The organism is Microtetraspora fusca, assembly GCF_001570365.1.
In the GTDB taxonomy this organism is placed as follows: Bacteria; Actinomycetota; Actinomycetes; order Streptosporangiales; family Streptosporangiaceae; genus Microtetraspora; species Microtetraspora fusca.
The window spans coordinates 475,900-502,516 of sequence record NZ_BBYK01000039.1; the positions used below are offsets into that span (position 1 = coordinate 475,900).

Annotated in this window: 30 protein-coding genes, 1 tRNA gene and 1 pseudogene; 17 read left to right on the forward strand and 15 right to left on the reverse strand. The window is 68.7% G+C overall.

Annotated features, from left to right (window positions below; genetic code table 11):
- Positions 1–149: 149 nt before the first annotated feature.
- Positions 150–638: a SigE family RNA polymerase sigma factor gene (locus AWQ68_RS05320; protein WP_066935407.1), complete on the forward strand. Its 489-nt coding sequence runs from the start codon at positions 150–152 to the stop codon at positions 636–638.
- 13 nt (positions 639–651) lie between these two features.
- Here AWQ68_RS05320 and AWQ68_RS05325 read toward each other — a convergent pair whose 3' ends face one another.
- Positions 652–1,134, reverse strand: coding sequence for a MarR family winged helix-turn-helix transcriptional regulator (locus AWQ68_RS05325; RefSeq protein WP_066935410.1), 483 nt, complete (start codon positions 1,132–1,134; stop codon positions 652–654).
- A gap of 101 nt (positions 1,135–1,235) precedes the next feature.
- Here AWQ68_RS05325 and AWQ68_RS05330 point away from each other — a divergent pair, with 101 nt between their 5' ends.
- Together AWQ68_RS05330 and AWQ68_RS05335 are read left to right on the forward strand one after the other, a co-directional pair.
- On the forward strand, positions 1,236–1,799 hold the full coding sequence (locus tag AWQ68_RS05330) for a YceI family protein (RefSeq protein WP_066935413.1): 564 nt from the start codon (positions 1,236–1,238) through the stop codon (positions 1,797–1,799).
- A 286-nt stretch (positions 1,800–2,085) separates the two neighbouring features.
- Positions 2,086–2,175 (forward strand) — tRNA-Ser (locus tag AWQ68_RS05335).
- Positions 2,176–2,263: 88 nt separating this feature from the next.
- On the opposite strand, the gene AWQ68_RS05340 is transcribed toward AWQ68_RS05335, so the two are convergent.
- From AWQ68_RS05340 to AWQ68_RS44640, 4 genes and pseudogenes are all read right to left on the reverse strand, one after another.
- On the reverse strand, positions 2,264–2,518 hold the full coding sequence (locus tag AWQ68_RS05340) for a site-specific integrase (RefSeq protein ID WP_066935416.1): 255 nt from the start codon (positions 2,516–2,518) through the stop codon (positions 2,264–2,266).
- A gap of 23 nt (positions 2,519–2,541) precedes the next feature.
- Positions 2,542–3,636: a replication initiator gene (locus AWQ68_RS43930; protein ID WP_066935419.1), complete on the reverse strand. Its 1,095-nt coding sequence runs from the start codon at positions 3,634–3,636 to the stop codon at positions 2,542–2,544.
- Entirely contained in the window at positions 3,633–3,785 is a 153-nt protein-coding gene (locus AWQ68_RS42080) for a hypothetical protein (protein WP_157544927.1), read from the reverse strand. Before AWQ68_RS42080 ends, AWQ68_RS43930 begins: the two co-directional genes overlap by 4 nt.
- Positions 3,782–4,099 (reverse strand): annotated as a pseudogene (locus AWQ68_RS44640) (hypothetical protein); the annotation flags it as partial. The pseudogene AWQ68_RS44640 and the gene AWQ68_RS42080, both read right to left, overlap by 4 nt.
- Before the next feature lie 207 nt (positions 4,100–4,306).
- On the opposite strand from AWQ68_RS44640, the gene AWQ68_RS05355 reads away from it, so the two are divergent.
- Entirely contained in the window at positions 4,307–5,017 is a 711-nt protein-coding gene (locus AWQ68_RS05355; protein WP_066935425.1) for a DUF4386 domain-containing protein, read from the forward strand.
- Positions 5,018–5,489: 472 nt separating this feature from the next.
- Here the strand turns inward: AWQ68_RS05355 and AWQ68_RS05360 are convergent, their stop codons facing one another.
- Positions 5,490–6,035 (reverse strand): DUF302 domain-containing protein, encoded by a 546-nt coding sequence (locus tag AWQ68_RS05360; protein WP_066935428.1) that lies wholly within the window; start codon positions 6,033–6,035, stop codon positions 5,490–5,492.
- 380 nt (positions 6,036–6,415) lie between these two features.
- Here AWQ68_RS05360 and AWQ68_RS05365 point away from each other — a divergent pair, with 380 nt between their 5' ends.
- Together AWQ68_RS05365 and AWQ68_RS05370 are read left to right on the forward strand one after the other, a co-directional pair.
- Entirely contained in the window at positions 6,416–7,117 is a 702-nt protein-coding gene (locus tag AWQ68_RS05365; protein WP_157544929.1) for a hypothetical protein, read from the forward strand.
- Between the two features lie 169 nt (positions 7,118–7,286).
- Positions 7,287–7,679: a hypothetical protein gene (locus AWQ68_RS05370; protein WP_066935433.1), complete on the forward strand. Its 393-nt coding sequence runs from the start codon at positions 7,287–7,289 to the stop codon at positions 7,677–7,679.
- A 219-nt stretch (positions 7,680–7,898) separates the two neighbouring features.
- Here the strand turns inward: AWQ68_RS05370 and AWQ68_RS05375 are convergent, their stop codons facing one another.
- Positions 7,899–8,453 (reverse strand): hypothetical protein, encoded by a 555-nt coding sequence (locus AWQ68_RS05375; RefSeq protein ID WP_066935437.1) that lies wholly within the window; start codon positions 8,451–8,453, stop codon positions 7,899–7,901.
- A gap of 346 nt (positions 8,454–8,799) precedes the next feature.
- On the opposite strand from AWQ68_RS05375, the gene AWQ68_RS42085 reads away from it, so the two are divergent.
- A complete protein-coding gene (locus AWQ68_RS42085) occupies positions 8,800–9,099 on the forward strand; it encodes a hypothetical protein (RefSeq protein WP_157544931.1) in 300 nt (99 codons plus the stop codon).
- Positions 9,056–9,592 (forward strand): NUDIX hydrolase family protein, encoded by a 537-nt coding sequence (locus AWQ68_RS05380; RefSeq protein WP_218006768.1) that lies wholly within the window; start codon positions 9,056–9,058, stop codon positions 9,590–9,592. The genes AWQ68_RS42085 and AWQ68_RS05380 overlap by 44 nt, the downstream gene beginning before the upstream one ends.
- 48 nt (positions 9,593–9,640) lie before the next feature.
- On the opposite strand, the gene AWQ68_RS05385 is transcribed toward AWQ68_RS05380, so the two are convergent.
- Both AWQ68_RS05385 and AWQ68_RS05390 read right to left on the reverse strand, forming a co-directional pair.
- Positions 9,641–10,324: a hypothetical protein gene (locus tag AWQ68_RS05385; protein WP_066935442.1), complete on the reverse strand. Its 684-nt coding sequence runs from the start codon at positions 10,322–10,324 to the stop codon at positions 9,641–9,643.
- 123 nt (positions 10,325–10,447) lie between these two features.
- Entirely contained in the window at positions 10,448–11,260 is an 813-nt protein-coding gene (locus AWQ68_RS05390; protein ID WP_066935445.1) for an SAM-dependent methyltransferase, read from the reverse strand.
- Positions 11,261–11,560: 300 nt separating this feature from the next.
- On the opposite strand from AWQ68_RS05390, the gene AWQ68_RS05395 reads away from it, so the two are divergent.
- Positions 11,561–12,565, forward strand: a complete 1,005-nt coding sequence (locus AWQ68_RS05395; protein WP_245655751.1) for a polysaccharide deacetylase family protein — start codon at positions 11,561–11,563, stop codon at positions 12,563–12,565.
- Here the strand turns inward: AWQ68_RS05395 and AWQ68_RS05400 are convergent.
- The gene (locus AWQ68_RS05400; RefSeq protein ID WP_066935451.1) at positions 12,562–13,191 is read right to left on the reverse strand and encodes a hypothetical protein; all 630 of its coding nucleotides are present in this window, start codon (positions 13,189–13,191) and stop codon (positions 12,562–12,564) included. The genes AWQ68_RS05395 and AWQ68_RS05400 overlap by 4 nt on opposite strands.
- Before the next feature lie 231 nt (positions 13,192–13,422).
- Between AWQ68_RS05400 and AWQ68_RS05405 the strand changes: the two genes are divergently transcribed.
- The gene (locus tag AWQ68_RS05405; protein ID WP_157544933.1) at positions 13,423–13,608 is read left to right on the forward strand and encodes a hypothetical protein; all 186 of its coding nucleotides are present in this window, start codon (positions 13,423–13,425) and stop codon (positions 13,606–13,608) included.
- Positions 13,609–13,612: 4 nt separating this feature from the next.
- Here AWQ68_RS05405 and AWQ68_RS05410 read toward each other — a convergent pair whose 3' ends face one another.
- Positions 13,613–14,599, reverse strand: a complete 987-nt coding sequence (locus AWQ68_RS05410) for a cation diffusion facilitator family transporter (protein WP_066935455.1) — start codon at positions 14,597–14,599, stop codon at positions 13,613–13,615.
- A 119-nt stretch (positions 14,600–14,718) separates the two neighbouring features.
- On the opposite strand from AWQ68_RS05410, the gene AWQ68_RS05415 reads away from it, so the two are divergent.
- Complete coding sequence (locus tag AWQ68_RS05415) at positions 14,719–15,519, forward strand: glycerophosphodiester phosphodiesterase (RefSeq protein ID WP_066935456.1); 801 nt, start codon at positions 14,719–14,721, stop codon at positions 15,517–15,519.
- On the opposite strand, the gene AWQ68_RS05420 is transcribed toward AWQ68_RS05415, so the two are convergent.
- On the reverse strand, positions 15,509–16,690 hold the full coding sequence (locus AWQ68_RS05420) for a zinc-dependent alcohol dehydrogenase (protein ID WP_066935459.1): 1,182 nt from the start codon (positions 16,688–16,690) through the stop codon (positions 15,509–15,511). The genes AWQ68_RS05415 and AWQ68_RS05420 overlap by 11 nt on opposite strands.
- 83 nt (positions 16,691–16,773) lie before the next feature.
- Positions 16,774–17,211 (reverse strand): pyridoxamine 5'-phosphate oxidase family protein, encoded by a 438-nt coding sequence (locus tag AWQ68_RS05425; RefSeq protein WP_066935462.1) that lies wholly within the window; start codon positions 17,209–17,211, stop codon positions 16,774–16,776.
- Positions 17,212–17,441: 230 nt separating this feature from the next.
- On the opposite strand from AWQ68_RS05425, the gene AWQ68_RS05430 reads away from it, so the two are divergent.
- Together AWQ68_RS05430 and AWQ68_RS05435 are read left to right on the forward strand one after the other, a co-directional pair.
- Positions 17,442–18,002 (forward strand): hypothetical protein, encoded by a 561-nt coding sequence (locus AWQ68_RS05430; RefSeq protein WP_066935465.1) that lies wholly within the window; start codon positions 17,442–17,444, stop codon positions 18,000–18,002.
- A gap of 126 nt (positions 18,003–18,128) precedes the next feature.
- On the forward strand, positions 18,129–19,778 hold the full coding sequence (locus tag AWQ68_RS05435) for a sensor histidine kinase (RefSeq protein WP_245655752.1): 1,650 nt from the start codon (positions 18,129–18,131) through the stop codon (positions 19,776–19,778).
- 9 nt (positions 19,779–19,787) lie between these two features.
- On the opposite strand, the gene AWQ68_RS05440 is transcribed toward AWQ68_RS05435, so the two are convergent.
- Complete coding sequence (locus AWQ68_RS05440; RefSeq protein WP_066935471.1) at positions 19,788–20,192, reverse strand: pyridoxamine 5'-phosphate oxidase family protein; 405 nt, start codon at positions 20,190–20,192, stop codon at positions 19,788–19,790.
- 124 nt (positions 20,193–20,316) lie between these two features.
- On the opposite strand from AWQ68_RS05440, the gene AWQ68_RS05445 reads away from it, so the two are divergent.
- Entirely contained in the window at positions 20,317–22,632 is a 2,316-nt protein-coding gene (locus tag AWQ68_RS05445; protein ID WP_066935690.1) for a phosphoketolase family protein, read from the forward strand.
- Positions 22,633–22,642: 10 nt separating this feature from the next.
- Here the strand turns inward: AWQ68_RS05445 and AWQ68_RS05450 are convergent, their stop codons facing one another.
- A complete protein-coding gene (locus AWQ68_RS05450; protein WP_245655753.1) occupies positions 22,643–23,845 on the reverse strand; it encodes an acetate/propionate family kinase in 1,203 nt (400 codons plus the stop codon).
- 270 nt (positions 23,846–24,115) lie between these two features.
- On the opposite strand from AWQ68_RS05450, the gene AWQ68_RS05455 reads away from it, so the two are divergent.
- The 3 genes from AWQ68_RS05455 to AWQ68_RS46085 form a co-directional block, all read left to right on the forward strand.
- A complete protein-coding gene (locus tag AWQ68_RS05455) occupies positions 24,116–24,955 on the forward strand; it encodes a universal stress protein (protein WP_066935694.1) in 840 nt (279 codons plus the stop codon).
- 1,220 nt (positions 24,956–26,175) lie between these two features.
- Positions 26,176–26,544, forward strand: coding sequence for a Chromate resistance protein ChrB (locus AWQ68_RS46025; protein WP_308418063.1), 369 nt, complete (start codon positions 26,176–26,178; stop codon positions 26,542–26,544).
- Positions 26,510–26,617, forward strand: a 108-nt coding sequence (locus AWQ68_RS46085; RefSeq protein ID WP_373281499.1) for a hypothetical protein, incomplete at its 3' end; no start/stop codon positions are given. The genes AWQ68_RS46025 and AWQ68_RS46085, both read left to right, overlap by 35 nt.

Sequence of the window (26,617 nt, forward strand, 5' to 3'; positions counted from 1 at the left end):
GACGAGGGCCGAACCGGTCCGCCACCGATCTGCCGTCTCTTTGCACTTGACGGTACGAAACCTGGATGGCGGTTCAGCCGGATCGCGGGTCCCAACTGCGATTCTGGCGACGGAAGCAGCCTCTCCACGGCCGGACCGGTGATCGTTTTATGGGGAATCATGAGGAGTTCCGCGAGTATGTCGTGACGCGCGGGCCGGCACTGCTGCGCGCCGCTCACCAGCTCACCGGGAACCCCTCTGACGCCGAGGACCTGCTGCAGGCCGCGCTGGCCAAGACCTATGTCGCCTGGGACCGGATCCAGGACCGCTCCGCGCTCGACGGGTACGTGCGCCGGGCCATGGTGAACATCAACATCTCCTGGTGGCGGCGGCGCAAGCTCCAGGAGTTCCCGTCCGAGGAACTGCCCGAGGTCCCCGTCCAGCCGGACGCGCGGCACAACCACGAGGAGCTTGAGCGGGCGCTCGAACGGCTCCCGGTGCGGCAGCGCACCGCGATCGTCCTCCGTTACTACGAGGACATGACGGAGCCCGAGATCGCCAAGGCGCTGGGCATCAGCATCGGGACCGTCAAGAGCACGGTGTCGCGGGGGATGGCCAAGCTGCGCGGGGACATGGCGGTCCAGCACTCGCTGAACTGATCCCTCCTTCCGGTTACTCGACCTTGGCCGGCTCGGTGACCCCCGCCGTGGCGCAGGGCCGTACGACGTCACGGATGAGGCGGAGCGTGGACAGGAAGTCGGCGAGTTGCTCGGGGGGGAGCAGGCCGGTGAACCACGTTTCGATGTCGTCGAGGTGCTGGGGCAGCACGCCGAGCAGCCGCTGCCTGCCCTCGTCCGTGAGCACCGCGTACGACGCGCGGCGGTCGCTGTGGCAGGCGCGGCGGACCACGAGGTTCTCGCGTTCCAGCCGGTCCACCACGCGGGTGATCCCGCTCGTCGAGAGGGAGGTCTGCGCGGCGAGGTCGCTCATCCTCAGGCCGTGTTCGGGAGATCGGGCGAGCCTGATCAACGTCTCGAACTCGACGTCGGACAGCCCGGCGCCCGCGAGAGCGGGACTCATCTTCTCGGAGATCCCCGCCATGACCTCGGCGAGCAGTCCCATCGCGGTGAGCCGGGGATCATCAAATGGGCTCATAAGTAGGCAGTCTACCGCGTCTTAGTTGACATGCGGAATATTCCTCCGGTAGAAAGTTGTTCGCTCAGACATCCACACGGCAAGTACATCGGGAGACCAGCATGAGCATCCGTGAGTGGGAAGGCATCAAGATTCCGACGGCCGGCGCCTTCGCCCTGGACGTCGCACACACGCGCGTCGGGTTCGTCGTCAAGCACATGATGGTCAGCAAGGTCCGGGGCAACTTCGCCGAGTTCGAGGGTAAGATCACCATCGCCGAGAACCCGCTGGAGTCGAGCGTCGAGGCCGTGCTCAAGGCCGGAACCATCCACACCGGCGTCGGCGACCGGGACAACCACCTCCGCAGCGACGACTTCCTCTCCGCCGAGAAGTTCCCCGAGATCACCTTCCGGAACAGCCGGGTGACCGAGCACTCCGGCGACGAGTTCGTCCTCGTCGGCGACCTCACGATCCGTGACGTCACCAAGGAGGTCAAGCTCAAGGTCGAGTTCGGCGGCGCCGCGCAGAACCCGTGGGGTCAGGAGATCTTCGGCTTCAGCGCCGAGACCGAGATCGACCGTGAGGACTTCGGCCTGACCTACAACCAGGCCCTGGAGACCGGCGGCGTCCTGGTCGGCAAGAAGGTCAAGATCGAGATCGAGGGCGAGGCCGTACGGCAGGCCTGAGCGTTTCCCCAGCCTTACACACAGCCCTTGTCCACAGCCTGTGGACAAGGGCTGTGTGTTTCTCACCTGGTCGAACCGTCCCCGATGCGATCGGCCGCCCACGCCGCCACGATAGGCGCGGCGGGGGTGCTCGATCGGCAACGGGTATGGCAGGCTTGCCCGGTTCGAGCGTGGGGCCAGGTCGGCGGGGCAGGCGGTCGAGAGCGGACCGTGATCAATCAGAGCTCGTTTCGCTTTGCTGGCTGGCACAATCGCCGGTACTCTGTCTTGAGCCAATCGGCAACCAGGAGGCTTCGCCTAGTCAGGTCTATGGCGCCGCACTGCTAATGCGGTTTGGGTTTACCGCCCATCCGGGGTTCAAATCCCCGAGCCTCCGCAGGTCAGAGCCCCTCTCGCGACTTCAGCGAGGGGGGCTCTTTCGATCTCCACAGGCGCCGTGGTTGCAGTTTGGGTTGCAGTTGCTCTCAGGACTCGCCCCACAGGGCAGCCCCCAGGCACCGCGGCTTGCACGGCCAGCGGTGCCACTCCTTGCCGCACTCCTGGAGATCGTCGCAGCCGTGCCGCCAAGGGGACCGCTGCGCCTGGTACCAGGCTTTGATCACGCCGGTTTCGAGGTCGACGAAAGACCAACGGAGACCGAGCGCTTCGCCCTGCCGGATGCCGAGAGCCAGGGCGACCGACCACCGGGCGGCGTTCCTGCGCGGCTTGGCGGCCTCCAAGATCTTCCGTGCCTCGTTGCGGGTCAGCGGTGCGAGGTCAGGGTCAGCGGCGACCGGTGCGAGGTCAGGGTGGCGACGTTCCTCGTGACCTTCCCCCGGCGCATGGCGATCTTCAACGCACGCGACAGGATGCGATGGACCTTGAGAACCGTGCTGGAAGAGCGGCCCTGTTCGAGCATCGTGGCGTACGCCTTGTCCAGGTGCTCCGGGGCGAGCCGGTCGAGGCGATGGCGGCCGAGCAGCGGAATGATCCAGTGGCGGGTTTTGGACCGGTAGTCCTCCAGCGTCCGAGGTGCCATCTTCCCGGAGGCGACGAGGCGATCACAGATCTCGTCGAGGTACTCCGTGATCCACTCCGTGACGTTGGGAATGCGGCCCGGCTTGCTGACGTGCCCAGCCTCTCGCTTGCCCTCCAGTTCGCGAACCCTGCGGGTGACCTCAGCTTCCGTCTTCGCCATGCGGTGGCGACGATCGGGGGAGCCGTCCGGCTTGATGCCGATGGTGACCCAGCCGTGCCAGTAGCCGTCGTTGCCGAGATAGATGGAGGAGCGGCCGTTCGGCTTGCGGTCGGCCACTATGCCACCTCTTCCAGGTGACGCGGTGGTGCGGCCGAGGACGGTGCCGCGCATCCCGGTTCGGTTGATCTCGTCGTCCAGGTCGCCTATCGCGGCGTCCAGGTCGGTGGTGTCCTCGCCGGCCTTTTCCGCCTCATCCCGCCAAGCTTGGGCGTCGGCGCGGAGTTCGACGAGGTAGCGCTGATAGTCGTCGGCCTCGTCGGGGGTGTTGACCGGCTCGTGGTCGAGGTGCCAGCCCTCGCGGCACTGGGCCATCCGAAGCTGGCGGTTCCGCTTGGCACACGGAGGGCACTTGCTCTCCAAGGTCGCTCCGCACGGCACGTCGATGGTTTCGACTTTGCCGGTATAGGTGTCGAGCGGCCGCAAGGCGATGGGGCGGATGCAGACGTCGTACTGTTTGGCGATCTCTTCGACGACCTCGCGGGCGAGTGGTTGGGCCATGCGCAGTGCGCGGGGTGTCGCCCGGTTGGTGGGGTGGGAGGAGGGGCTGGGGGAGATCGCCTGGTCTCCCCCAGCCTGGTTGGCGTCGGTGGTGTCGGTCAACTGTCCTCCTTTCCGATCTCGGGGAAGGTGAGCGCGGTCTGTCCGCATTCGTGGCACTCGATCAGGCTGCGTACGGGGTCGAGCCACAGCACGTCGAGCAGGCCGCAGCCGGAGCAGCGCAGGCCGTGAAGGAGGTGAGCCAGGATCACGGGGCCACCTCCCCTATCACCGGCACGCGGGTCGTGATGGGCATGGGGCTCGGGGCCATCGCCTGGTCCGGGACCAGCACGGTGTCTACAGCCTGTGCGTACTCGGCGACCATCGCGCGGATGTCGTCATCGGAGACGTATGCGGCCCGCACCGGATCCGGCGAGGTCTCCAGTCGGACGTATCCGACGCCCGCCCCGAGTTCGGGAACCGGTGAGATGTGGTCAGCCAGTGCACCGCGATCACGTGCGCCATCACCGAGGACCATGTCCACCTGTTCGGACTCATCGAGCCGGAGCGCGATCTTGCCGGGGAACGGCGGTACATGTCCGCGGACACGGCTGCGGGCAGGCTGTCGCCGCGACCAGGATCGAGGTCTTTTTCTCTCCTGATCTATCGGGGTCGGCGGTGTGATGCGCAGGAACCCTTGCGGCCTTACGCATGTAAGGATAGCGTCTGCAGCAGCCTTACAGGTGTAAGAGACGAGCGGCCCGCCGCGGCGACATACAGGGGGAGAAGTGTCATGAATACAGCCAGGCGAGCAACTAAAATTGCCGGCGCACTAGTCATCGTGGGCATGGTCGTCGGCGTGTTCAGTGTTGTTCCCGCCATAGAGGAGCCGCACTATCTCGATCTCATTTCTGCGCATGAGAGCCAGATCATCATCGGCGCAGCTTCTCAGTTCATCATGATCCCCGCCTATGTCGGGTTTGCGTTGTACCTGTACCCGACATTGAGAATGGCGAATGAAGCGCTCAGTCTGGGCTTCCTTGGATTCAGAATGATCGCAGCGACGTTCCATCTCGCAGGTGTGATTCTCTTACCATTGTTCCTGGTGCTGGGTCAGGAATTCACTCAAGCCGGCGCTGTGGGCGCATCTCACCTCGGAGCCTTGGGCGAGTTGTTGCGGACGGCGCGCGACCTGGTCAATCATGTCGGCGTGATCATCTCGCTGAGCCTCGGAGATCTCCTGCTGTTCGCCATTCTATATCGGTGGAGATTTGTCCCTCGCTGGCTGTCTGTATGGGGAATCCTTGGGGCTGTATTAGCCATGTTGGCGAGCTTCTTGGTGCTGTTTCGTGTGACTGACGTCGTCACGCCGCTCTACCTGGCCATGAACGCACCACTAGCCCTACAAAGCTTGGTCCTGGCCGTGTGGCTGATCACAAGAGGCTTCGATACGGAGGCCTTGACTGCGGGGGCTGAGCGGCGAGGAGTTGGCGGTGCTGCCTGACAGCGCCGCCGGCTAAGCCCTCGCGGAGGCGGGCCAGGCGCGGCCGTGCGGATAAGCGTGCCGGATAAGCGTTGCCGGGGTTGCGTCCACGACCACCAGGCGGTGTTGGTCCAGGTGGAACGGATGGGGACGGCCGTGATCCGAGCTGCTGATGCGGTTTGGGTTTACCGCCCATCCGGGGTTCAAATCCCCGAGCCTCCGCAGGTCAGAGCCACTCTCGCGACATCAGCGAGGGGGGCTCTTTCGATCTTCGCAGGCGCCGTAGTTGCAGTTTGGGTTGCAGTCAGTCGTCATCGCCCGAGAGCTGGCCCCATGCGGGTCCTTCGCCTGTGGACTGGTGACATGGGCGCTCCGTCGTGATCTCACGAGGATGCCCGCGGATCTCCTGAACGACGCTAACCCTGGTGATAGATCTCTGGGAGGGGTGCTCGCTGTGGTGCTCGCTGCCTCTTACGGCGCAAATCGCCAGGTTTCAGGAGCCGCTTGAGGTCAGCACGTCCGGCACCGGCACGCCGAGGTGATCGAGCAGAGCCGCGAGCTTCCTGTCGAGCTCGATGCCGACCTCGGTGATCGCGGGATCTCCGAAGCTGGAGAAGCGGGTGCTCGGCTGGTCGACGGCGAACCAGGTTTCGCCCTGCGCGTCTTCGTAGATCGCGGTGCGGAGCGGGGCGTACAGAAGGATGGCCGGATTGTGGTGGAACATCCGCTGGGCGATCGTGTGGTTTCCCATCAGGTATTCCATGCAGCGCCGCCGCTCCCCGGCCAGCCGCAGGAGCGGGCCGAAGTCCTGGCTCCAGTACGTGATGAAGTCGTGGGGCGCGTTTTCGGCCGTCGCCCGCACGACGGCGTCCCAGCCGGCGTTCTCCTCGACCAACCGGCCGAAGCGTTCCGTCTCGAACTGGGGGACGGCCTCCTCGTAGCGGGCGCGGAAGGAGTCGTATGGTTCGCCGACGGCGATGGCCAGGCGGTTCACCTCATGCGGGACGCTCTCGATCTTGGGGTGTGTCGGCCGGGCCATGATTCCTCCGTGGTGTTCACTGTCGAACCGGGGAAACACGTACCTCCCCACTTCGCGGCCCGGTGACGATCCGGAGCCGGTCAGGGGTGCAGATGTCAGATGCAAAGGTCGTGCTGGCAGTGGTCCCACATGGCCGATGCATCACTTGGGGCATGTCCTCGTCAGGCAGACGTGGCCGTGTTTCTCGCAGTCCTGTGGACAGTTGGGGTCGTGCTTGTGGGTTTTGCATCGCGGCTTACACGGCCAGCGGTGCCACTCCTTGCCGCACTCCTGGAGATCGTCGCAACCGTGCCGCCAGGGGGAGGGCAGTGCCTACCGTTCCACTCAACGAGCGGAAAACAGCTCCCAGCCCGACAGCAGCCGCGCAATAGCATCCGAGCATGGACACGCCGCCTGATCTCGACCGTGCGTTGGACGCTCTCTACGCGGCCTTCTCCCGGTACCCGCTTCCAGCCAAGACCGACGTGTGTGACCACTGTGTGTCAGCTGAGCGGGTTCGTGCGGCGCGTGCGGCACCACTTCGGATGCTAACCGCATCTGCGCTGGAGCCCTACGCCTGGAATGGCCTGTCCACATGGGGAGACGTCGAGGAGTTCAAGCACTATCTGCCCCGGTTAATGGAGCTGCTCATCCTCGAAGAGCTCGACGGCCTGCACGCCCCCTCCTTGATGCTGCGACTCGGCGTCAGGTGGCACAGCTGGAGAAAGATCGAGCAGGAAGCCATCACCGCCACCATCGACGCATGGTGGCGGCACACCCTGAACCACTATCCACGCGACGTCGACGTCATGACGATGATCGAAATTATCGCTGACAGTCTGGAGCTGGATCTGGCTCCCTACCTGGCCGAGTGGGAATCGAACACCACCGAGGCGGCGGCCCGTCACATGGCGTGGCTCATGCACGACTTCACTGTCAGCATCGCCCGCAACACCGAGTGGGATGCGCTCCTGGACAACTGGATCAGGGGGCCGGCTCCCGCGGCGATCCTGGAGCGCGGATTCTTCTCCGCCAGCTCACCGGAAGCGGCCCAGAAACTCTCCGACGCGCTTGAGACCCACCGCATCTGGAGACGACACTGACCCGCCATGAAGGCGCCTCCGGCGGGGGCGCTCTGGCTCCGGGATGCCGGGCCTGTTCTCCGACCGTCGGCGACCTGACTCTGACGGCGAGTTCTGACACTTCCTGAACTTCGGCGGGATTTCGGTACTCCAACCGATTGATTCCTCGCAGGAGAAAGGGAGAACTCGCGTGAAGAAGGTCCTGATGGCCACATTCATGACCGGGCTGGCGCTCGCCACGGTGGGCGCGGGGACCGCCGTCCAGGCGTCCACCGTCTCCTCCACCAGGCCCTGGGCGTACATCGACGATGGACACGGTGGCGTGCTGGCCGAGGCCGAGTTGATGGGCAAGAACACGATCATCATCTGCGACCGCTCCACCGACCACCGCTACGCCATGGCGAAGGTTCGCTACAACGGCCACACCTACCAGTACGCGAACTACTACAAGAACCAGGACTGCATCGAGCAGAAGACGAAGAACATGGCCCACGGCAAGATCGAGCTTTGGGCGTGTGTGAGCAAGCCGTACAAGGTCAAGTTCGCCCGCTGCGGGGCGAAGACGACCGTGGTGCGCCCGTAGTACTGGGCCGGTCGGCTCCTGACGGGAGGCCCGCTGCGCCGAACCGGGACGCGGCGGGTGAGCGGTCACCGCGCCGCTTGGGCGGCCGCGACGAAGCCGGCCCGGCGCCGCTCACCAGGGCGGGCGACGCCGGGCAGGAGGTTCAGCGAAGGACGTGAGGCGCTTCGCGCGAGCATGGCACTCACGCCGGCGCCGTCGCCGGTTTCCCGAAGCGGAGACCTACGGGGTCGGACCCTCCGTTGTGGTGACAAGGCCAAGCAGGGTGGCGGCGCCTGCGGCCTCACCGTTGCCGCCGTTGCCGCCGCGGGCGTTGTTGTTGTTGCCGCCGGCGATCGCGCCGCCGTTGCCGCCGTTGCCGCCGCGGGCCGCGACGAGTTGGGCGAGAAGGGCGGCAGCCGGGATGTCGAAGCCCCGGTCCTCCTCCTCCCTGACCTCACGCTCGCGCCGCACCTCCGGCTGGCGGATCTGGATGTTGTTGATCACGTTCTGGCGCTGACGCTGGTGCTGGCGCTGGTCGTCGCGCTGCTGCTGGTGGTCGCGGTTGTGGTTGCGGTTCCAGTTGCGGTTGCGGCTGCTGCTCCATCTGGGGAAGCTGACCGACGGTGCCACCGCGACCGGCTTCGCCACCGGGGTCGGTGGGGGGATGTAGCCGCCGGCCTGGACGATGGCGGCGCTCGCCGCGGTGGCGGTGGTGGCGGCGCCCAGCGCGACCGCCCCACCGGTCAGCGCAGCGCTCACGGCGAGCAGCCCGACGAGACTCTTGAACGTTGGCATAGCGATTCTCCCCCGAAAAGAAATCGATTCCTCTGGACGCTCGGGCATCTCCGCCATCCGTGCGGAAGAATGCTCCGGATAACCCCCGATGGGGCTATTTCCGTATCGTCTGGATCTCCAGAACCGCGAGACGACAAACACCGCTATGCCTTTCTTAGGCAGCTCCTGTCGTGTCATTGATGCCCGTCGGTGCACCGGCTCCCGCAGGCTCCGCTTGCGGATCGGGTCGCATTGGAGGGGGTCGGCCCGCCTCGATTATCCCCCGCTATGTAGCTATTTCTTCCGTTCGCCAGAATTCTCGCTGCTTCAAATGTTATGACTATAGGTCATAACAAATCATGACATCGTGGCCGTCGTCGACTCGCGGGGCGCGGTGAGCCCCCGATCGGGGACGGTGAACGTGGTGATCTACAACGACATCGTCAGCCCATCGCCTTCGATCAGATGCGATGTGGAGTACACGTCCTGGCCGTGGGACGGCGGCATGACCGCGAGCATCGGGATCACCGACACCGGCCCCACGACCATCGCCTGGATGGCGGCTCACGGGGATCGCATTGATTGGCCGTCTGGCCGCGCAGGCCGCGAAGTACGATCGGTGAATGACCGAAATGACCGAAACCACGCCCGGCTGGCTCTCTCCTGAGGAGCTGGAGTCCACCCGCGCGCGGATGCCGATCCTCTACGTCGACGCCGTGCCGGTACGCGTCGATGACGCCGGAGTGGTCACGCGCGTCGGCCTGCTGCTGCGGATCGGGTCGGACGGGACGGTCAGCCGCGCTCTCGTGTCCGGCAGGGTGCTCCACCATGAGCGGGTGCGTGACGCGCTCCTGCGTCATCTGGAGAAGGACCTCGGCCCCACCGCGCTGCCGCGCGTTCCCGCGTCTCCGCAGCCGTTCACCATCGCCGAGTACTTCCCGACGCACGGCGTCACGCCGTACCACGATCCGCGGCAGCACGCGGTGTCCCTCGCCTACGTCGTGCCGGTCGTGGGGGACTGCCGGCCCCGGCAGGACGCCCTCGATCTCGTCTGGTTCACCCCCGAAGAGGCCGCGTCGCCGCTGGTCCAGCAGGAGATGACCGGCGGTCAGGGCGTGCTGCTCAGGCAGGCCCTCGCGTACGTCGGCTGCCTTCCCTGACCCGCGGCCGATCATCGGCGAGATGACCGGCCGCGCCGTCACGCGAGGTCAGGTACGGGGACGCCGCCGGAGGAAGCGCCAGCCGACGAAGGCGAGTGCGGCGGTTCCGGCCCCGGCCGCGCCCGTGTAGATCCCGACGGGCGTCCGGTCGTCCTTCAGGGTGCCCGGGGTCACGGTGACCGGCGACGGAGTGGTCGTGGCGGCCGGCGCCCGCGTCGGCGTGCCGAGGGCGGTGAGCAGCGCCTTGCTCAGGCGCGCCCCGCCCTGGCCGTTCTCGTCGCGCACGATGCCGTCCCGCGGGCGGAGCGGGCCGGTGCCGGGACGCACCACGACGTTCCCGGAGCACAGCGAGGTGTACAGCGGAACGCCCGGATCGGTGTCGAACAGGCCGCTCTTGCCCGCGGAGGCGAACACCAGGTAGCGCGAGCCGACGGTGAAGTTGACGCCGCACGCGGCGCTGTCGGCGTTGGTGGCGACCTCGTACGTCGCGCTCGGCGTGCCCTTGTAGATCTGGTCCGCCCGGAAGGTGAAGACGAGCGGCGGCGGCGGGCCGAGCGGGTCGCCGCCCTCGACCCGGCGCACCGCCGTCACCGTCCCGGTGAACACGGAGGCCGAGCCCTTCATCAGCTCGGACGGCGGGCGCAGCGCGCACGAGCAGGCGCACGCGGCGGAGGGGGTGAACGCGACCGTCCCGATGATCAACAGGAGGACGGCGAGCAGTCGGTGTGTCATGCCCCTATCACGTATATGCTCGCCCGCCGGTTCGGCGGCCGCCACGCTGGTCGCCCCCGCGTACGGCGATGCCCGGGGCAGGGAGGCCCGGCCCCGGGCATCGCACGGCGGTGAGCCGCCCCCTTACGGCTTGCGGCCGAGGCCGCCGAACTGGAACACGGAGCGGTCCTGGAAGCTGGTCTCCGGCTCGGGGCGCCACCTGGGCAGCGACACCAGGCCGGGCGAGAGCAGCTCCATCCCGGCGAAGAACTCCTCAAGCTGTTCGGGCGTACGCAGGGTGAGCGGGGTGGCGTTGCTGGCGTTCCACTTGGCCGCCGCGTCGTCCATGGAGGCGCTGTGGACGCTGTGCGCGATCGCCATGTAGCTGCCGGAGGGCAGCGCGTCCCGCAGGGCGCCCACCGCGGCGTGCGCCAACTCGGCGTCGGGGACGAACTCCAGCACGCCCATCAGCATCAGCGCGATCGGGCGGGAGAAGTCGAGGGTGCGCGCGGCCTCCTCCAGGATGGGCTCCGGCTTGCGCAGGTCCGCGTCGATGTACGCGGTGGCCCCGTCGGGGGTGCTCTGCAGCAGCGCCCGGGCGTGGACCAGCACGATCGGGTCGTTGTCCACGTACACGATGCGGGCCTTGGGGTTGACCCGCTGGGCGACCTCGTGGGTGTTGTCGGCGCTGGGGATGCCGGTGCCGACGTCGAGGAACTGGTCGATGCCGGCCTCGTCGGCGAGGTGGCGGACGACGCGCCCGATGAACTGGCGCTCCGCCCGGGCGTTGACCGGCAGGTCCGGCATGACCTTCACGATCTCGTCGCCGACCTGGCGGTCGGGGGCGTAGTTGTCCTTGCCGCCCAGCCAGTAGTCCCAGACCCGAGCCGAATGCGGGACCGAGGTGTTGATGCGGGCCAGCACCTCGTTGTCGATCTCCCGGGATTCCCCACCCATCACTGCCTCCTCATCGGCGTCACAGCACACACGCCCAGGAGATCAACTTAGACGATTTCGGCTTGCCAGGCGGGCAAATCGGAACAGATCAGGGTATTTCACCGCATTGCCGTCAAGTTGTACGACTGGGTGGTGTCGAAGGCACGCTAACCCGAGTAAAGGAATCCGAAGCGTGAGCATGGCGATACAAAGGGTGAAGTAGGGAAATCGCCGGGGTACAGGTGACCTATCTTCCACAACTCGGTTGGAGGGACCATGGGTCGCTTCGGGGTTGTCCGTATCGGCGTGGCGTGTGCGGGCTTGGTAGCACTCGCCGCCTGCCAGTCCAATGAGTCCAACACGGCGGCGAAGGCGACGCATGCCAAGGCGGCGGCGGCTTCCGCGGAGCTGACGCGGAAGGCGAACATGGCCGCCGCCGCCAAAGTGAAAGCGAACGAGCTGGGCAACATCCCGGTGATCATGTATCACCGCGTCACCGACAAGCCCGGAGGCACCGACGACCGCACCCCCGCCCAGTTCCGGGCCGAACTGGAGCGTCTCGCCTCCGAGAACTACGTGCCGATCACCGCGGCCGAGTACGTCAGCGGAAAGATCGATATCCCGGCGGGCACGCACCCGGTCGTGCTGACCTTTGACGACTCCTCGCCGTCGCAGCTCACCCTGGACGCGATGGGGACGCCGCAGCCGAACACCGCCGTGGGCATCCTGCTCGACGTCTCCAAGAAGCACCCGGGCTTCCGGCCGGTCGCCACCTTCTTCGTGATCCGCGACATGTTCGGGAAGTTCACGCCGGAGGAGCGCGCCCAGGTCCTCGGCTGGCTGCGCGACAACGGGTTCGACATCGGCAACCACACCCGTGACCACCTGAACCTGCTCGGGAAGTCCGAGAAGGAGGTGACCGAGCAGATCGCCGCCGGCCAGAAACTCATCAGCGATCTGGACAAGAAGGTCCAGGTCCACACGCTGGCCCTGCCGTACGGCAACCAGCCGCGGGACAAGCAGTGGGCGCTGCACGGCTCCGCGAACGGCGTGCGGTACGACTACCAGGGGGTGTTCCTGGCCGGCTACACGCCCGCGCCCTCGCCCTTCACGAAGGAGTTCAACCCGGTCGGCATCCCGCGGATCAGGTCGATGGACAAGAAGGGCGACTGCGTCAAGTTCTGCTCGACGGCCTGGCTGGACGAGCTCAACGCCCACCCGGACGAGCGCTACACCTCGGACGGCAACCCCACGACCGTGGCGTTCCCGAAGTTCAAGACGCCGTTCGTGGCCAAGAACGTCACCACCAACGCCCTGCCGTACTAAAGGTCGTGGGCCTGGCGGCGGCCCTCCTCCAGGAACGCCGTGACCGCGTCGGCGCCGCCCAGCTCGGATATCGGGCGGGCCGCGCCGAAGGGCATGTTCCAGAACCCGCCCGGCCTGGGCCGCCAGGGGCCCACGTAGGCGTACGGCTCCTCGATGTCGGCGTTGCCGAGGGAGACCCCGTAGTTGACCTCGTCGCTGGTGACGCCCAGGTCGAAGTGCTCGGGCCACAGCACGGGGATCAGCTCGGGGTCGAGGTGGCGCAGCGCCGTCTCGCCGATGGCGAGGCAGTCCGCGATGTATTCGGCGGCGGCCGGATCGACCTCCACGGGCTCGTCGGGCTGGACGCCGGACCCGCCCCGGTAGAGCCCCTCGGGGGCGCCCGCCCGGACCCCGGCCGCCTCGGCCAGCCCGGCGAACGTGACGTCCCGGAGGGGGAGGCGCAGTCCGTCGCCGGTCACCAACGTGTCGCAGTCGATCCGCAGCACGGGCGCGGCGATCGTGGCGAAGCCGCCGGAGACCGGCCGGAGCCGGATGGTGCCGCTCAACCGGTACTGCGGGCCGGCCAGCACCAGCTCGGCCACACCGTGCAACGCGCGCCGCGTTCGCGGCAGATCCTGGACGTGCATCGCGGTCTCCTCCTCCGCTCGGCCGTACCCGCTGCGCCGCAGGGGGATCGGTCGGGGGAGTGTCTTCCACGCGGAGTAGGGTTCCTAACGAAACCATAACAGGGCAGTGATTACCTGCCGGGTGATCCGGCAGTCCGCTCGCTACGCATGATGGGGGGCGGGCCGATGAAGACCAGTGAGCCCGTGTGCGAGCTTCATCTCCGGATGGTCGGGCAGTTGCACGATCTCGTGTTGCGTGTGCACCGACCGACGCTGACCGAGGACGAGGTGGCCCGCTGGATGCAGTCGGGCGCGGTCGTCCGGCTGGAGGTCTCCGAGATGGGCACCCAGGTCGCGCACAGCATGCTGGTGAATTTCGGGAACGTCGGGTTCGCCTGGCTGCAGCCCTATCGCGGAGGACGCGGCCTGAGCTTCTGAGCGCTCACTCCTCCATCCCCTTTCCGAGATGCGCCGGTCCGTGCGGGTCGGCGCAGTGGTCCGGGTGCGGGTCCTCCGCACGCCCGATGGACAGGACGTCCGGCGACGCGTGGTCGACCTGGAGCGTCGTGTGCTCGATGCCGTACTCCTCGCGCACCAGACGCTCGGCGGCCAGCCGTACGGCGTGGCAGTCGGCGCCGGGGGCGACGAGGATGTGCGCGGACAGCGCGGGATAGCCGGAGGTCACCTCCCAGACGTGCAGGTCGTGCACCTCGACCACGGTGTCGAGGGCGGCCGTCCTGCGCCCGATCTCGGCCGGGTTGATCCCGGTGGGCGCCGCCTCCATGAACACCCGCGCCGACGCGCGGACCAGCCCCCAGCCGGCCTTCAGCATCAGGGCGGCGACGAGCAGCGCGGCGACGGCGTCGGCCCGGTTCCACCCGGTCACCCAGATGACCACGCCGGCGATCGTGGTCGCGATGAACGCGTAGAGGTCGTTGAGTATGTGCTGGAAGGCGCCCTCGACGTTGAGGCTGGCCCGGTTGGCGCGGGTGAGCAGCCAGGTCGCGGCGATGTTGACGCCGATGCCCGCCAGGCCGGTGACGACGACGTAGACGCCCGCGACCGTGGGCGGTGCGATCAGCCGCCGGGCCGCCTCGTAGACGAAGTACGCGCTGAGCAGCAGCAGGGTGATGCCGTTGATCTGCGCGGAGATGATTTCCGCCCGCTTGAGGCCGTAGGTGAAACCGCCCTGCGGCGGGCGCGCCGCGATCCGCATGGCGACCAGCGCGAGCACGATGGCGATGGCGTCGGTGAGCATGTGCCCGGCGTCGGAGACGAGCGCGAGCGAGTGGGCGATGAGGCCGACGGCCACCTCGGCGACCATGAATCCGATGATCAGAAGCAGCGCCGCCGTGAGAAGGCGCCGGTCGGCCGTGGCGCTGACGCCGTGCCCGTGCCCGTGTCCCTGACCGTGGCCGTGCTCCGCCATCGTACGGATACCTCTCGTTTTGTCCGCTATGCGAGCGTAGCTCGCGGGCATGGAAATAATCGAGCCGTTGTCAACGATTTGTAAGTTAACGACTACAGAACGTGAGCATCATAGGTCGTATGGCAGTCGGCCTTCCCAACGCGCTCGGCACAGCGCTCCTGCTGATCACGATCTTCGACCCCCGGCCGGGGCGCACCCAACTGGCCACCACGTCGTCCTGTCCCGCTCCGAAGGTGGTGTCCCATCGGGGGTACGGGGGCGACGAGAACACGCTCTCCGCCTTCGCGCACGCGCTGGACGAGGGCTCCGGCCGGGTCGAGCTCGACGTGCACTTCACCCGCGACCACCACCCCGTGGTCATGCACGACGCCACGGTCGACCGTACGACCAACGGATCGGGGCGGGTCGCGGACATGACACTGGCGCGGTTCCGCGCGCTGCGCACCGCGGGCGGCGAGCGGCCCCCGACCCTCGCGGACGCGCTGCGGCTGGTCCGGGACCGCGGCGGGCGGGTCCTGGTGGAGCTCAAACAGGTCCCGGACGCTCGTGACCTGCGCGAGCTGCGCGAGATCTACGCCACGCTGGACGCGCGCCGGTGGGCGAGCCTGATGTCCTTCTCCGCCGCCGCGCTGCGGGCGGTGCGCACCATCCCGGCCGCTCACGGGTTGCTCTCGTCCACCGCGCCCAGCCCCTCGGCCACCGAGGGGCTCTCCTTCGTCGGCGTACGGTACGACCGCCTGACGCCGGCGCGGGTCCGGGAGTACCAGGCGGCCGGCCTGTCCGTGTACGCGTGGACCGCCGACGACCGAGACGCCTGGCGGCGCCTGGCCGGCTACGGCGTGAACGGTGTCGTGACCGACCGGACGCCCGCCTATCTGGCCTGGGCGAGATCCGTCTGCTCGGTCCCGATCACGGATTGAGCAGGACCTTGATCGCGCCGTCGCGCTTCTTCTGGAAGATCTCGTAGCCGTGCGGCGCCTGGTCGAGCGGCAGGCGGTGCGTGGCGAGGTCCATCACGCCGAGCGGGTCCTTGTCGTCGTTGACCAGCGGAAGCAGCGTGTCGATCCAGCGCTTGACGTGCGCCTGGCCCATCCGCAGCGTGATGCCCTTGTCGAACATGCGCAGCATGGGCATCGGGTCGGTCATGCCGCCGTAGACGCCGATGATCGACACGGTGCCGCCGCGCCGTACGGTCTCGATCGCGTGGTGGAGCGCGGAGAGCCGGTCGACCCCCGCCGTCTCCATCAGCGGCGCCGCCATCCGGCCGGGCAGCATGCCGGTGATGGTCTGGGCGATCTTGGCGAATGGGGAGCCGTGCGCCTCCATGCCGACGGCGTCGATCACGGAGTCGGGGCCGCGGCCCGCGGTCATGTCGCGGATGGCCTCGGCGACGTCGGTGTGGCTGCCCGCGTCCACGGTCTCGACGCCGTGCCTGCGCGCCATGGCGAGCCGCTCGGGGACGCCGTCCACGCCGATGACGCGGTGGCCGAGGTGCCGGGCGATGCGGCAGCACATCTGGCCGATCGGGCCGAGGCCGAAGACGGCGACGGTCCCTCCCTCGGGGATGTCGGCCCAGTCGACGGCCTGCCAGGCGGTGGGCAGGACGTCGGAGAGGTAGACGTACCGCTCGTCGGGAGGCCCCTCGGGCACCTTGATCGGACCGAAGTGGGCCTGGGGGACGCGTAGGTACTCCGCCTGCCCGCCCGGCACCTCGCCGTACAGCTTGGTGTAGCCGAACAGGGCGGCCCCCATCCCGTGGTCGCGGCACTGGGTCGTCTCGCACTGCGCGTAGAGCTGCCGATCGCACATGAAGCAGTGCCCGCAGGAGATGTTGAACGGGATGACCACCCGGTCGCCGGGCTTGATGTTCTTGACGTCGGTGCCGACCTCCTCGACGATGCCCATGGCCTCGTGGCCGAGGATGTCGCCCTCCATCATGAACGGCCCGAACAGCTCGTAGAGGTGCAGGTCGGAGCCGCAGATCCCGGTCGTGGTGACCCTGATGACGGCGTCCGTGGATTCCTTGAGCGTCGGGTCGGAGACCTCCTCGACCCGTACGTCGCGTTTTCCGTGCCAGGTGAGTGCCTTCATGCGGCCCCGCTAACCGCGCCCTTCGCCGCCAAACAGGACCAAGGGCGTTCTTTGCGAGAAAACGCCGCAGGGTCGCCCTGGCGTCAGCGGTCCGTGGACGGCGCCGGATCGCCGAGGGGCGTCAGCCGGAACCCCGTGACGACCTCGGGACGGATCCGGATCACGTGGTCCATGTTGCCGAAGACCCACGGCCGCAGCATCTCGCTGTACCGCTCGATCTCGCCCCGGTCCCTGACCAGGCGGGCGGTGCCGACGACGATCACGCTCCAGCCGAGGTGGTCGTGCGGGTCGATCGCGTCCGCCTCGTACGCGACCACGGTGCCGTCGCCGTCGGCGGCGGCGGACGTGATGGCCGCGCCCAGGTGGGTGCGGATGATGATGTCGCCGTTGTCGAGGATGTGGTTGACCGGCCGGATCGCGGGGAGCGCGTGCAGGGTGAACACCACGCGGCCCATCGCCACCGAGGCGAGCAGCCGCAGCGACTCGTCCTGGGGGAGTTCCCGGAGTTCTCGTTCGTTCATGCCGGATCGCCGCGATTCACGAGATCCACCATGCCATTGGTAACGGCATGTCCCGCTAGGGACCAAAGTCCCGGAGTAAGGGTCATTCCTCCCTCACCGATGCGATCGGGCCGAAGGTCCCTGCGGGCCGGGACCTCGGGGCCGCCGAGCCCGAGCCGTACGGCACTGCCGCCGATCCCGCGGTCACGGTGCACTTAAGACAGCACAGACAAAAGGGAAAGGGGCTCACGATGGCGATCACGGAGCGGCGCGGCCGGCAGGACACGCATGTGGTCCCGGGACCCGGCGCGCACGCCATGACGGCGCGCAGGCCGGTGGAGTACGTCTGGGGGATCGCCCGCATGGCGATCGGCTGGATCTTCCTCTGGGCCTTCCTGGACAAGCTGTTCGGCCTGGGGTTCGCCACCCCCGGGAACAAGGCATGGATCAACGGCGGCAGTCCGACCACCGGATTCCTCAAAGGGACGGCCGAGAACACGCTGGGCGGCTTCTTCTCCTCGCTCGCCGGGCAGGGCTGGGCCGACTGGCTCTTCATGATCGGCCTGGCCGGGATCGGCGCCGCGCTGATGCTCGGCGCGGGCGTCCGCGTCGCCGCGATCACCGGCGGCCTGCTCCTCATGCTCATGTGGGCGGCCGAGCTGCCCCTCGCGACCAACCCCTTCCTCGACGAGCACGTGATCTACATGGTCGTCCTCGCCGGGCTCGCCCTGGCGAACGCCGGTGACACCCTGGGCATCGGCCGCTGGTGGGGCGGCACCGCGCTCGTCCGGCGGTACCCCATCCTCAAGTGACCGAAGTTACGTCCCCCTCATCCGCCCGTCCTCGCGAAGAGGACGGGCGGTGTGCTATGCCCGGAGTGGTACCACTTTGAGAGGGTAGAGATGGCGGACACCGAATCAGGATCGTTTCTTCCGCGAATGCGGCTGGACGATCTGCTGGCCGAGCTGCAGAACCGGCTGGAGGCGGTGCTCGCCACTCGCGACCGCGTCCACTCGCTGCTGGAGGCCGTGGTCTCGGTCGGCAGCGAGCTCGACCTGGAGAGCGTGCTCCACCGCATCGTCGAGTCCGCCACCGCCCTGGTCAACGCCTCGTACGGCGCGCTCGGCGTGATCGGCGAGGAGAGCACGCTGGTCCAGTTCGTCCCGGTCGGACTGTCCGAGGAGGAGATCGCCAGGATCGAGCACTGGCCGCACGGGCTCGGCCTCCTCGGCCTGCTGATCAAGGACCCGCAGTCGCTCCGGCTGCGCGACATCGCCGACCACCCCGATTCGTACGGCTTTCCGGCCGGGCACCCGCCGATGCGCTCCTTCCTCGGCGTCCCCATCCGCGTCCGCGACGAGATCTTCGGCAACCTCTACCTGACCGAGAAGCGCAACGGCGAGTTCGACGAGGAGGACGAGGCGATCGTCACCGCGCTCGCCACCGCCGCCGGTGTCGCCATCGAGAACGCCCGGCTGTACGAGGAGACCCGGCGCAGGGAGGCGTGGCTGGAGGTCTCCTCCGAGGTGACCACGAGCCTGCTGTCCGGGGCCGACCCGCACGACGTTCTGGTGATCCTGGCCCGGCGCACCCGGGAGATGACCGACGCGGACGTGGTGACGATCTCCTTCAGCGTGGCCCCGGACACGCTGCGCGTCGAGATCGCCGAGGGGCACGACGCGGAGGAGCTGCTCGGCATCGAGCTGCGCGCGGGCGACACGGTCGCCGGCCAGGTGCTGCGCAGCGCCGAGCCGCAGATCGCCGACATCAGGACCTGCCCGGACGCCCACGCGGGCGCGCCCAAGTCCGGCCCCTCGCTGTCCGTCCCCCTCGGGAAGGGGCGGAACGTGCGCGGCGTGCTCGGCCTCGGCAAGCGCACCGGACGCCTGCCGTTCAGCTCCGCCGACCTGCGGATGGTCCAGGCGCTCGCCGGCCAGGCCGCCGTCGCGCTGGAGCTGGCCGAGGCCAGGCAGGACGCCGAGCGCCTCGGCCTGCTTGAGGACCGCGACCGCATCGCCAAGGACCTGCACGACGTGGTGATCCAGCGGCTGTTCGCGGCGGCGATGACGCTGATGAGCGTCGTCAGGCTGGTGGAGAAACCGGAGGTCAACGGGCGCATCCAGCACGTCGTGGACGAGCTCGACGCCACGATCAGGCAGATCCGCTCCACCATCTTCGCGCTGCACACGCCGCGTGAGGACAAGGCCGCCACCGTGCGCGGCCAGCTCATGGACCTGGTGGAGTCGGCGCGCGGCCACCTCGGCTTCATGCCGGGCGTCCTCCTCGAAGGGGCGCTGGACACCCTCGTCACCCCCAAGATCGCCGACCAGGCGCTCGCCGTCCTGCGCGAGGCGCTGTCCAACGTCGTACGGCACGCGCACGCGACCGAGGTGAACGTGACGGTGGACGCCCGCGACGGCGTCCTCGTGCTCGAGGTGGCGGACAACGGCGTCGGCGTGCCGGAGGAGGGGCGGCGCAGTGGGCTGCGTAACCTCGCCGAGCGGGCCGAGCTGCTCGGCGGCACGTTCGAGGTGCTGCGGCGCGAGCCGCGGGGCACCTGCCTGTCCTGGCGGGTCCCGCTCGGCTGAACCGGGCCCTCAGCTCAGGCGGCGTCCGGTGACCAGCTCCGCGCGGACGGCGACGAGCTGGTCGTGGTGGCCGGGCGCCCACGGGACCAGCGGCAGCCGGGCCAGCCGTACGACCTCGCCGGGCTCCTCGACGACGCGCGCCGGGCCGACGGCGGTCACCGACCAGCCGGTGCGGCTCGTCTCGTCGAAGTCGTCCGCCTCGAAGGCGACGATCGCGCCGCGCGCGGCCTCCGACAGACGCGAGCCCGCGGCGGTGCGGAACACCACGTCCTCCCCCTCCAGCACGTAGTTGACGACCTGCACGGCCGGCAGCGCGCGCTCGGTGAACACGACGCGGCCGATCGGCGTCGAGGACAGCAGGGAGAGGCACTCCGCCCGCGAAAGTTCCTGGAGCCCGGCCATGTCGATGTTCATGCCTCCAGGGTCACCCACGCCCCCTGCCCGCCCGCAGGGACGAAGGTCCCGGGTGTCTCGGCGTTCGGCTCGTTCGGGGACGTTCCGGCCCATCAAACCCCCGCTCCCGGGTACAGGGGTGGTCATGGATGAAATCGCGCAGATCGACGCATTCTGGCGTGCCGCGAACTACCTGTCCGTCGGGCAGATCTACCTGCTCGACAACCCGCTGCTCAAGGAGCCGCTGTCCCCCGCCGACGTCAAACCTCGGCTGCTCGGCCACTGGGGGACCACCCCCGGGCTGAACTTCTGCTTCGCGCACCTCAACCGGATCATCCGCCGGCGCGACCAGGACATGATCTACATCGCCGGCCCCGGCCACGGCGGGCCCGCCACCGTCGCGCACGCCTGGCTGGAGGGCACGTACAGCGAGGTGTACCCCTCGGTGTCGCAGGACGCCGACGGCATGCGCCGGCTGTTCCGGCAGTTCTCCTTCCCCGGCGGCATCCCCAGCCACGTCGCGCCCGAGACGCCCGGATCCATCCACGAGGGCGGCGAGCTGGGCTACGCCCTCGCGCACGCGTACGGCGCGGCGTTCGACAACCCCGACCTGGTCGTGGCGTGCGTCATCGGCGACGGCGAGGCGGAGACCGGGCCGCTGGCCGCGAGCTGGCACTCGAACAAGTTCCTCGACCCGGCCCGGGACGGGATCGTGCTGCCGATCCTCCACCTGAACGGCTACAAGATCGCCAACCCGACGGTCCTCGCCCGGATCCCGGAGAGCGAGCTGATCAAGCTCATGGAGGGGTACGGCTACCACCCGTACGTCGTCTCCGGGGACGACCCCGCGCTCATGCACCGCCTGATGGCCGACACCCTGGACGAGGTCTTCGACCGGATCGCCGAGATCAAGGCGGGGTCGGGCGACCGGCTGCCGATGATCATACTGCGCACGCCGAAGGGCTGGACCGGCCCGCGCGAGGTGGACGGCCTGCCCGTCGAGGGCACCTGGCGGGCCCACCAGGTGCCGCTGGCCGACGTGCGGGACCGCCCCGAGCGGCTGGCCGCCCTGGGCGAGTGGATGCGCTCCTACCGTCCGGAGGAGTTGTTCGACGCCGAGGGCCGCCCGCTGCCCGAGGTCACCTCGGGCGTGCCGTACGGGCCGCGCCGGATGAGCGCGAACCCGCACGCCAACGGCGGTGAGCTGCTGCGCCCGCTGGTGCTGCCGGACTTCCGCGACTACGGGGTCGAGGTGAAGGCGCCGGCCACCGCCACCAGCGAGCCCACCCGAATCCTCGGCGCGTTCCTGCGGGACGTGATCGCCGCCAACCCGCGCAACTTCCGGCTGATGGGCCCGGACGAGACCGCGTCCAACCGGCTGCAGGCGGTGTTCGAGGTGACCGACCGGGCGTGGGACGCCGAGCGGCTGCCCACCGACGAGCACCTCGCGCCCGGGGGCCGGGTGATGGAGGTGCTCTCGGAGCACCTGTGCCAGGGCTGGCTGGAGGGCTATCTGCTGACCGGCAGGCACGGCCTGTTCAACTGCTATGAGGCGTTCATCCACATCGTGGACGCGATGTTCAACCAGCACGCCAAGTGGCTGGAGTCGTCGCGCAAGATCCCGTGGCGGCGTCCGGTGGCCTCCCTCAACTACCTGCTGTCCTCGCACGTATGGCGCCAGGACCACAACGGCTTCAGCCACCAGGACCCCGGGTTCCTGGACGTGGTCGTGAACAAGAAGGCCGAGGTCGTCCGCATCTATCTGCCGCCGGACGCCAACACGCTGCTCTCGGTCGGGGACCACTGCCTGCGGTCGCGTGACTACGTGAACGTCGTGGTCGCCGGCAAGCAGCCGACCCTCGACCTCTTCACCATGCCGGAGGCGGTGGCGCACTGCACCCGGGGGCTCGGCATCATCGAGTGGGCCTCCAACGACGAGGGCCTGGAGCCCGACGTGGTCCTGGCCTGCGCCGGCGACGTGCCCACGATGGAGACCCTGGCCGCCGCCGCGCTGCTCCGCGAACACCTGCCCAAACTGCGGGTCCGCGTGGTCAACGTCGTGGACCTGATGCGCCTGCAACCGCCGAGCGAGCACCCGCACGGCATGTCGGACGCCGAGTACGACACGCTGTTCACCACCGACCGGCCGGTGATCTTCAACTTCCACGGCTACCCGTGGCTGATCCACCGGCTCACCTATCGGCGGGCGGGCCACGACAACCTGCACGTACGCGGATACAAGGAGGAGGGCACCACGACCACGCCCTTCGACATGGCGATGCTCAACGACATCGACCGGTTCCACCTCGTCCTCGACGTGATCGACCGGGTCCCCGGCCTCGGCGCGCGCACCGCCCACCTGCGCCAGCGGATGCTCGACGAGCGGCTGCGCTGCCGCGTCCACACCCGGGAGTACGGCGAGGACGCGCCGATGATCCGCAACTGGGTCTGGCCGTACTGAGCGGTCGGGGTCAGCCGCCGAGCAGGCGCAGGGCCAGGGACGCGATCTCCCACTCCTCGTCGGTCGGGACCACCATCACCGCGACGTCGGAGCCGGGCGGCGAGATGATCCGCGCGCCCTCGCCACCCTGGTTGCGGGCCGGGTCGACGGCGATGCCGAGCCGTTCCAGCCCGCTCATGGAGCGGGCCCTGGTCCGCGCGTCGTGCTCGCCCACCCCGGCGGTGAAAACGACGGCGTCGAGGCGCCCGAGCACCGCGTAGTACGCCCCCACGTACTTGCGTATCCGGTGGCAGTACACGTCGAGCGCCAGCCGGGCGTCCTCGTCGCCGGCGTCGGCCTTCGCCCACACCTCGCGCATGTCGCTCGCGCCGGCCAGGGCCAGCATCCCCCCGGCCCGCATCAGCGCCTCCTGGCTCTCAGCCACGCCGAGGGCGGCCGTGAGGTACAGGAACGAGGGCAGCGAGGGATCCACGTCGCCGGAACGGGTGCCCATGACCAGCCCCTCCAGCGGCGTCAGGCCCATCGAGGTGTCCACGCTGCGCCCACCGCTGATCGCGGTCGCGCTCGCGCCGTTGCCGAGGTGGAGCACGATCATGTTCGTCTCCTCAAGGGGGCGGTCCAGCAGCTCGGCCGCCAGCCGGGAGACGTACGCGCATGACGTGCCATGGAAGCCGTACCGCCGCACGCCCAGCTCGTCGGTCCAGGCGCGCGGCACCGCGTACGTGTAGGCGTGCGGGGGCAGCGTCCGGTGGAACGCGGTGTCGAACACGGCGACCTGCGGGACGCCGGGGAACGCCGCCCGCGCCACCCGGATCCCGTCCAGGTTGGCCGGGTTGTGCAGCGGCGCGAATCTCGCCAGCTCCTCGATGGCGGCGATCACGTCGTCGTCCACCAGGACCGGCTCTGTGAACCGGTCGGCGCCGTGGACCACCCGGTGCCCGACCGCCCGCAGCGGGATCCGGCCCAGGTCCGGGCCCGCCTGGGCGAACGCGTCCAGCGCCGCCCGCAGCCCCGACTCGTGGTCGGGGAAGGCACGGTGCAGCTCGTACGGCTCCGCTCCACCGACGGTGTGGGTGAGCGCGCCCTGCCCGTCGCCGATCCGCTCGATCAGGCCGACGGCGAGCCGGGCCCCGGACTCCGTGTCGATCAGCTCGTATTTGATCGACGACGAGCCGGTGTTGAGGACCAGGACGCAGTTGTCCACAGTTTCCACAGCGCCTTCCACAGAAGTGTCCACAGGGTTATCCACACCTGTGTCCTCGCTTCCGTCCACAGCCACGGGATGCCTCCAGATCGGCGGAACCTGCCGTGATCACCCTCCTTCCCGCAGGGGGAGCGCGCATGCTTTGGGGGAAAATTTCCGGATTTGGCGTTGTCGTTAGGGGGAAGGCGGAAGGTCCCGTTCCATGAGGACCAGCGGCTCTGGAACCCGCTCCGCCGCGGTCGTCTCATGGATATGCCAGGGACGAACGAGGAGGACAACATGATCATCGCTGCCACCGACGGCTCCCCCGCCGCCACCGCCGCCGTGGAGTGGGCCGCCGACGACGCGGCACGCAAGAAGCTCCCGCTGCGTGTGCTCCACGTCGTCGACCGCCTGCCGTACGAGATCCCGCGCTACCCGATCCCCGGCGTACAGGAGTCCATCGTGCAGTCCGGCGAGCGGATCCTCCGCGACGCCCGCCAGGCCGTACGGGCTCGGCAGCCCGCCGTCGAGGTGACCACCGAACTGGTCTACGGCGTCCCGGCCCCCGTGCTGCGGCAGGAGGCCGAGCACTCGTCCGAGCTCGTGGTGGGCAGCCGCGGCCGGGGCGGCTTCGCCGGGATGCTGCTCGGCTCGGTCAGCTCCCACGTCGCCGGGCACGTCCACGCCCCGGTCGTCGTCGTACGGCCCGCTCCCGCCACGGCGTACGGCGAGATCGTGGTCGGGGTGAGCGAGTCGGAGGAGTGCGACCCGGCCCTCGACTACGCCTTCGAGGAGGCCAACCTGCGCGGCACCCGGCTGCGCGCGATCAGCGCGTGGGAGCTCCCGGTGCACATCCTCGGGCCCGAGGTCGTTTACGACGTGGACGAGATCCAGCACGCCTTCCGCCAGGCCGCCACCGACAAGCTCGGCGACCTGCAGGAACGGTTCCCCGACGTCGAGGTCACGCTGGACATCGTGCGCGGGCACCCCGTGGCCGCCCTGGTGGACGCCTCGGAGAAGGCCGACCTCGTCGTCGTCGGCTCCCGCGGTCGCGGAACGATCGGCGCCGCCGTGCTCGGCTCGGTGAGCCGCGGCGTCCTGCACCACGCCCGCTGCCCGGTCGCCGTCGTCCGGTGACAGCGCGCTGGGAGAACCGGCGGCGAGGACGGTTGGGTGGGCGTTCCGGGTCCTCGCCGTCGACGAGTGCTGCTGCGCTGTGGTGGCTGGTCGCTCTGATGTGCATCGGGGCGGCTGTGGGGAGCGTTCTGGGTCCTCGCCGCCGATGAGCGCGGCTCCGCCGTGGGGGTGACCGTGTTCGCGCCGCCGGCTACGGCACTGCGCTGCGGCGCGTGGCTGTTCCGGTGTGAATCACGGCGGCTGTGTGGGCGTTTCGGCTCCTCGCCGTTGATGAGTGGCGCTGCGCTGCGGCGGGTGGTTGTTCCGGCGCGCCGTGATAGCGGGCCCCTGGTGAGCCGCTGGCGCGGCGTTCGCGGGCGCGGTGGTACAGGGCACGGTCTTACGCGCGCCTCCACAACCACCCGCACTCCGCTCCGCTTTCCCGCCGCACCGGCTTCCCCCCGTCACGCGCCCTGTCCCGCTCGTGGTGGCCGTCGTCGGCGTACTTCTCAGCCGCTGTGGGGAATCCCGCGCGTGGTTCGCACCGCTGGTTACGGCGCTGCGCTGCGGCGGGTGGTTGTTCCGGCGCGCCGTGATAGCGGGCCTCTGGTGCTGCCGCTGGCGCGGCGTTCGCGGGCGCGGTGGTACAGGGCACGGTCTTACGCGCGCCGGAACAACCACCCGCACTCCGCTCCGCTTTCCCGCCGCACCCGCTTCCCCCCCGTCACGCCCGGGACGTGACACGGTGCTCAGTAAAGGTCCATACCGGATGTGGCGTTCAGAAGGGCGGGATGTCCTCGGCAGGTGACGGGCCCGGCCGAACCCACCAGGCGGGTTCATACCGGTAGGCCGGCACGTAGGGGAGTTCGTCGGTGGCGGGGTATCCCCCCGCCGGCGCCATAGGCGTTAGCGCTGCTTTGCGAGACGGTGTTCGATACCGCCCTCTGGAGAAGTCTCCGGTACCGAGCAGGTCTCCCCGGCGCAAGCCCCTCATCGATCGTCTGAACCGATGAGAGTATGACGAATCGCCAGTGGCGATCGTGTGCCGGTAGATCGGCTTTCTGGTCTTGCCTCTGAAGCCCGGCGCGACAATGAGTCAAGTTCGTCGATCAAGGTAGCGGCGGTGAACGCGGTCAGCGTCATCAGTGCCGCCACGGTGCTCGCGATGGCGAGCGCACTACGAGGGATTCCTGCAGCTCGTGTACCGCGTGCCGTCGACGACCTCGCGCGCTCGGGTGGCGGTGTGGCGCGAGCTGAAGCGCCTGGGCGCCCTCCAGATCCAGCCAGGCGGTGTGCGTATTGCCGGACCGTCCCGGTGTACGGGAACGCCTCTCGACAAGGTCCGCGAGCGCATCGAAGAGTTCGGGGGAGAGAACATGATCTTCATGCTGACCGGGGGCGAGGAGCGCGTGCACCAGACGCTGGTCGAGTCGTTCCGCGAGAACTCGGCGAAGGAGTACGCCGAGATCGTGGAGGAGTGCGAGACGAAGTTCTTCAAGGAGATCGGGTTTGAGCGGTTCCGCGAGAACTACACGTTCGAGGAACGCCGAGGAGATCCGTCAGGACCTGGAGAAGCTGCGGCGTCGGCTCCGCAAGGTCGAAGGGCGTGACTGGATGGGCGCCCCCGGCAGGGAGCCGGCCCGCGAGAAGGTCGCGGAGTGCGAGTGCCTCCTCGACCAGTTC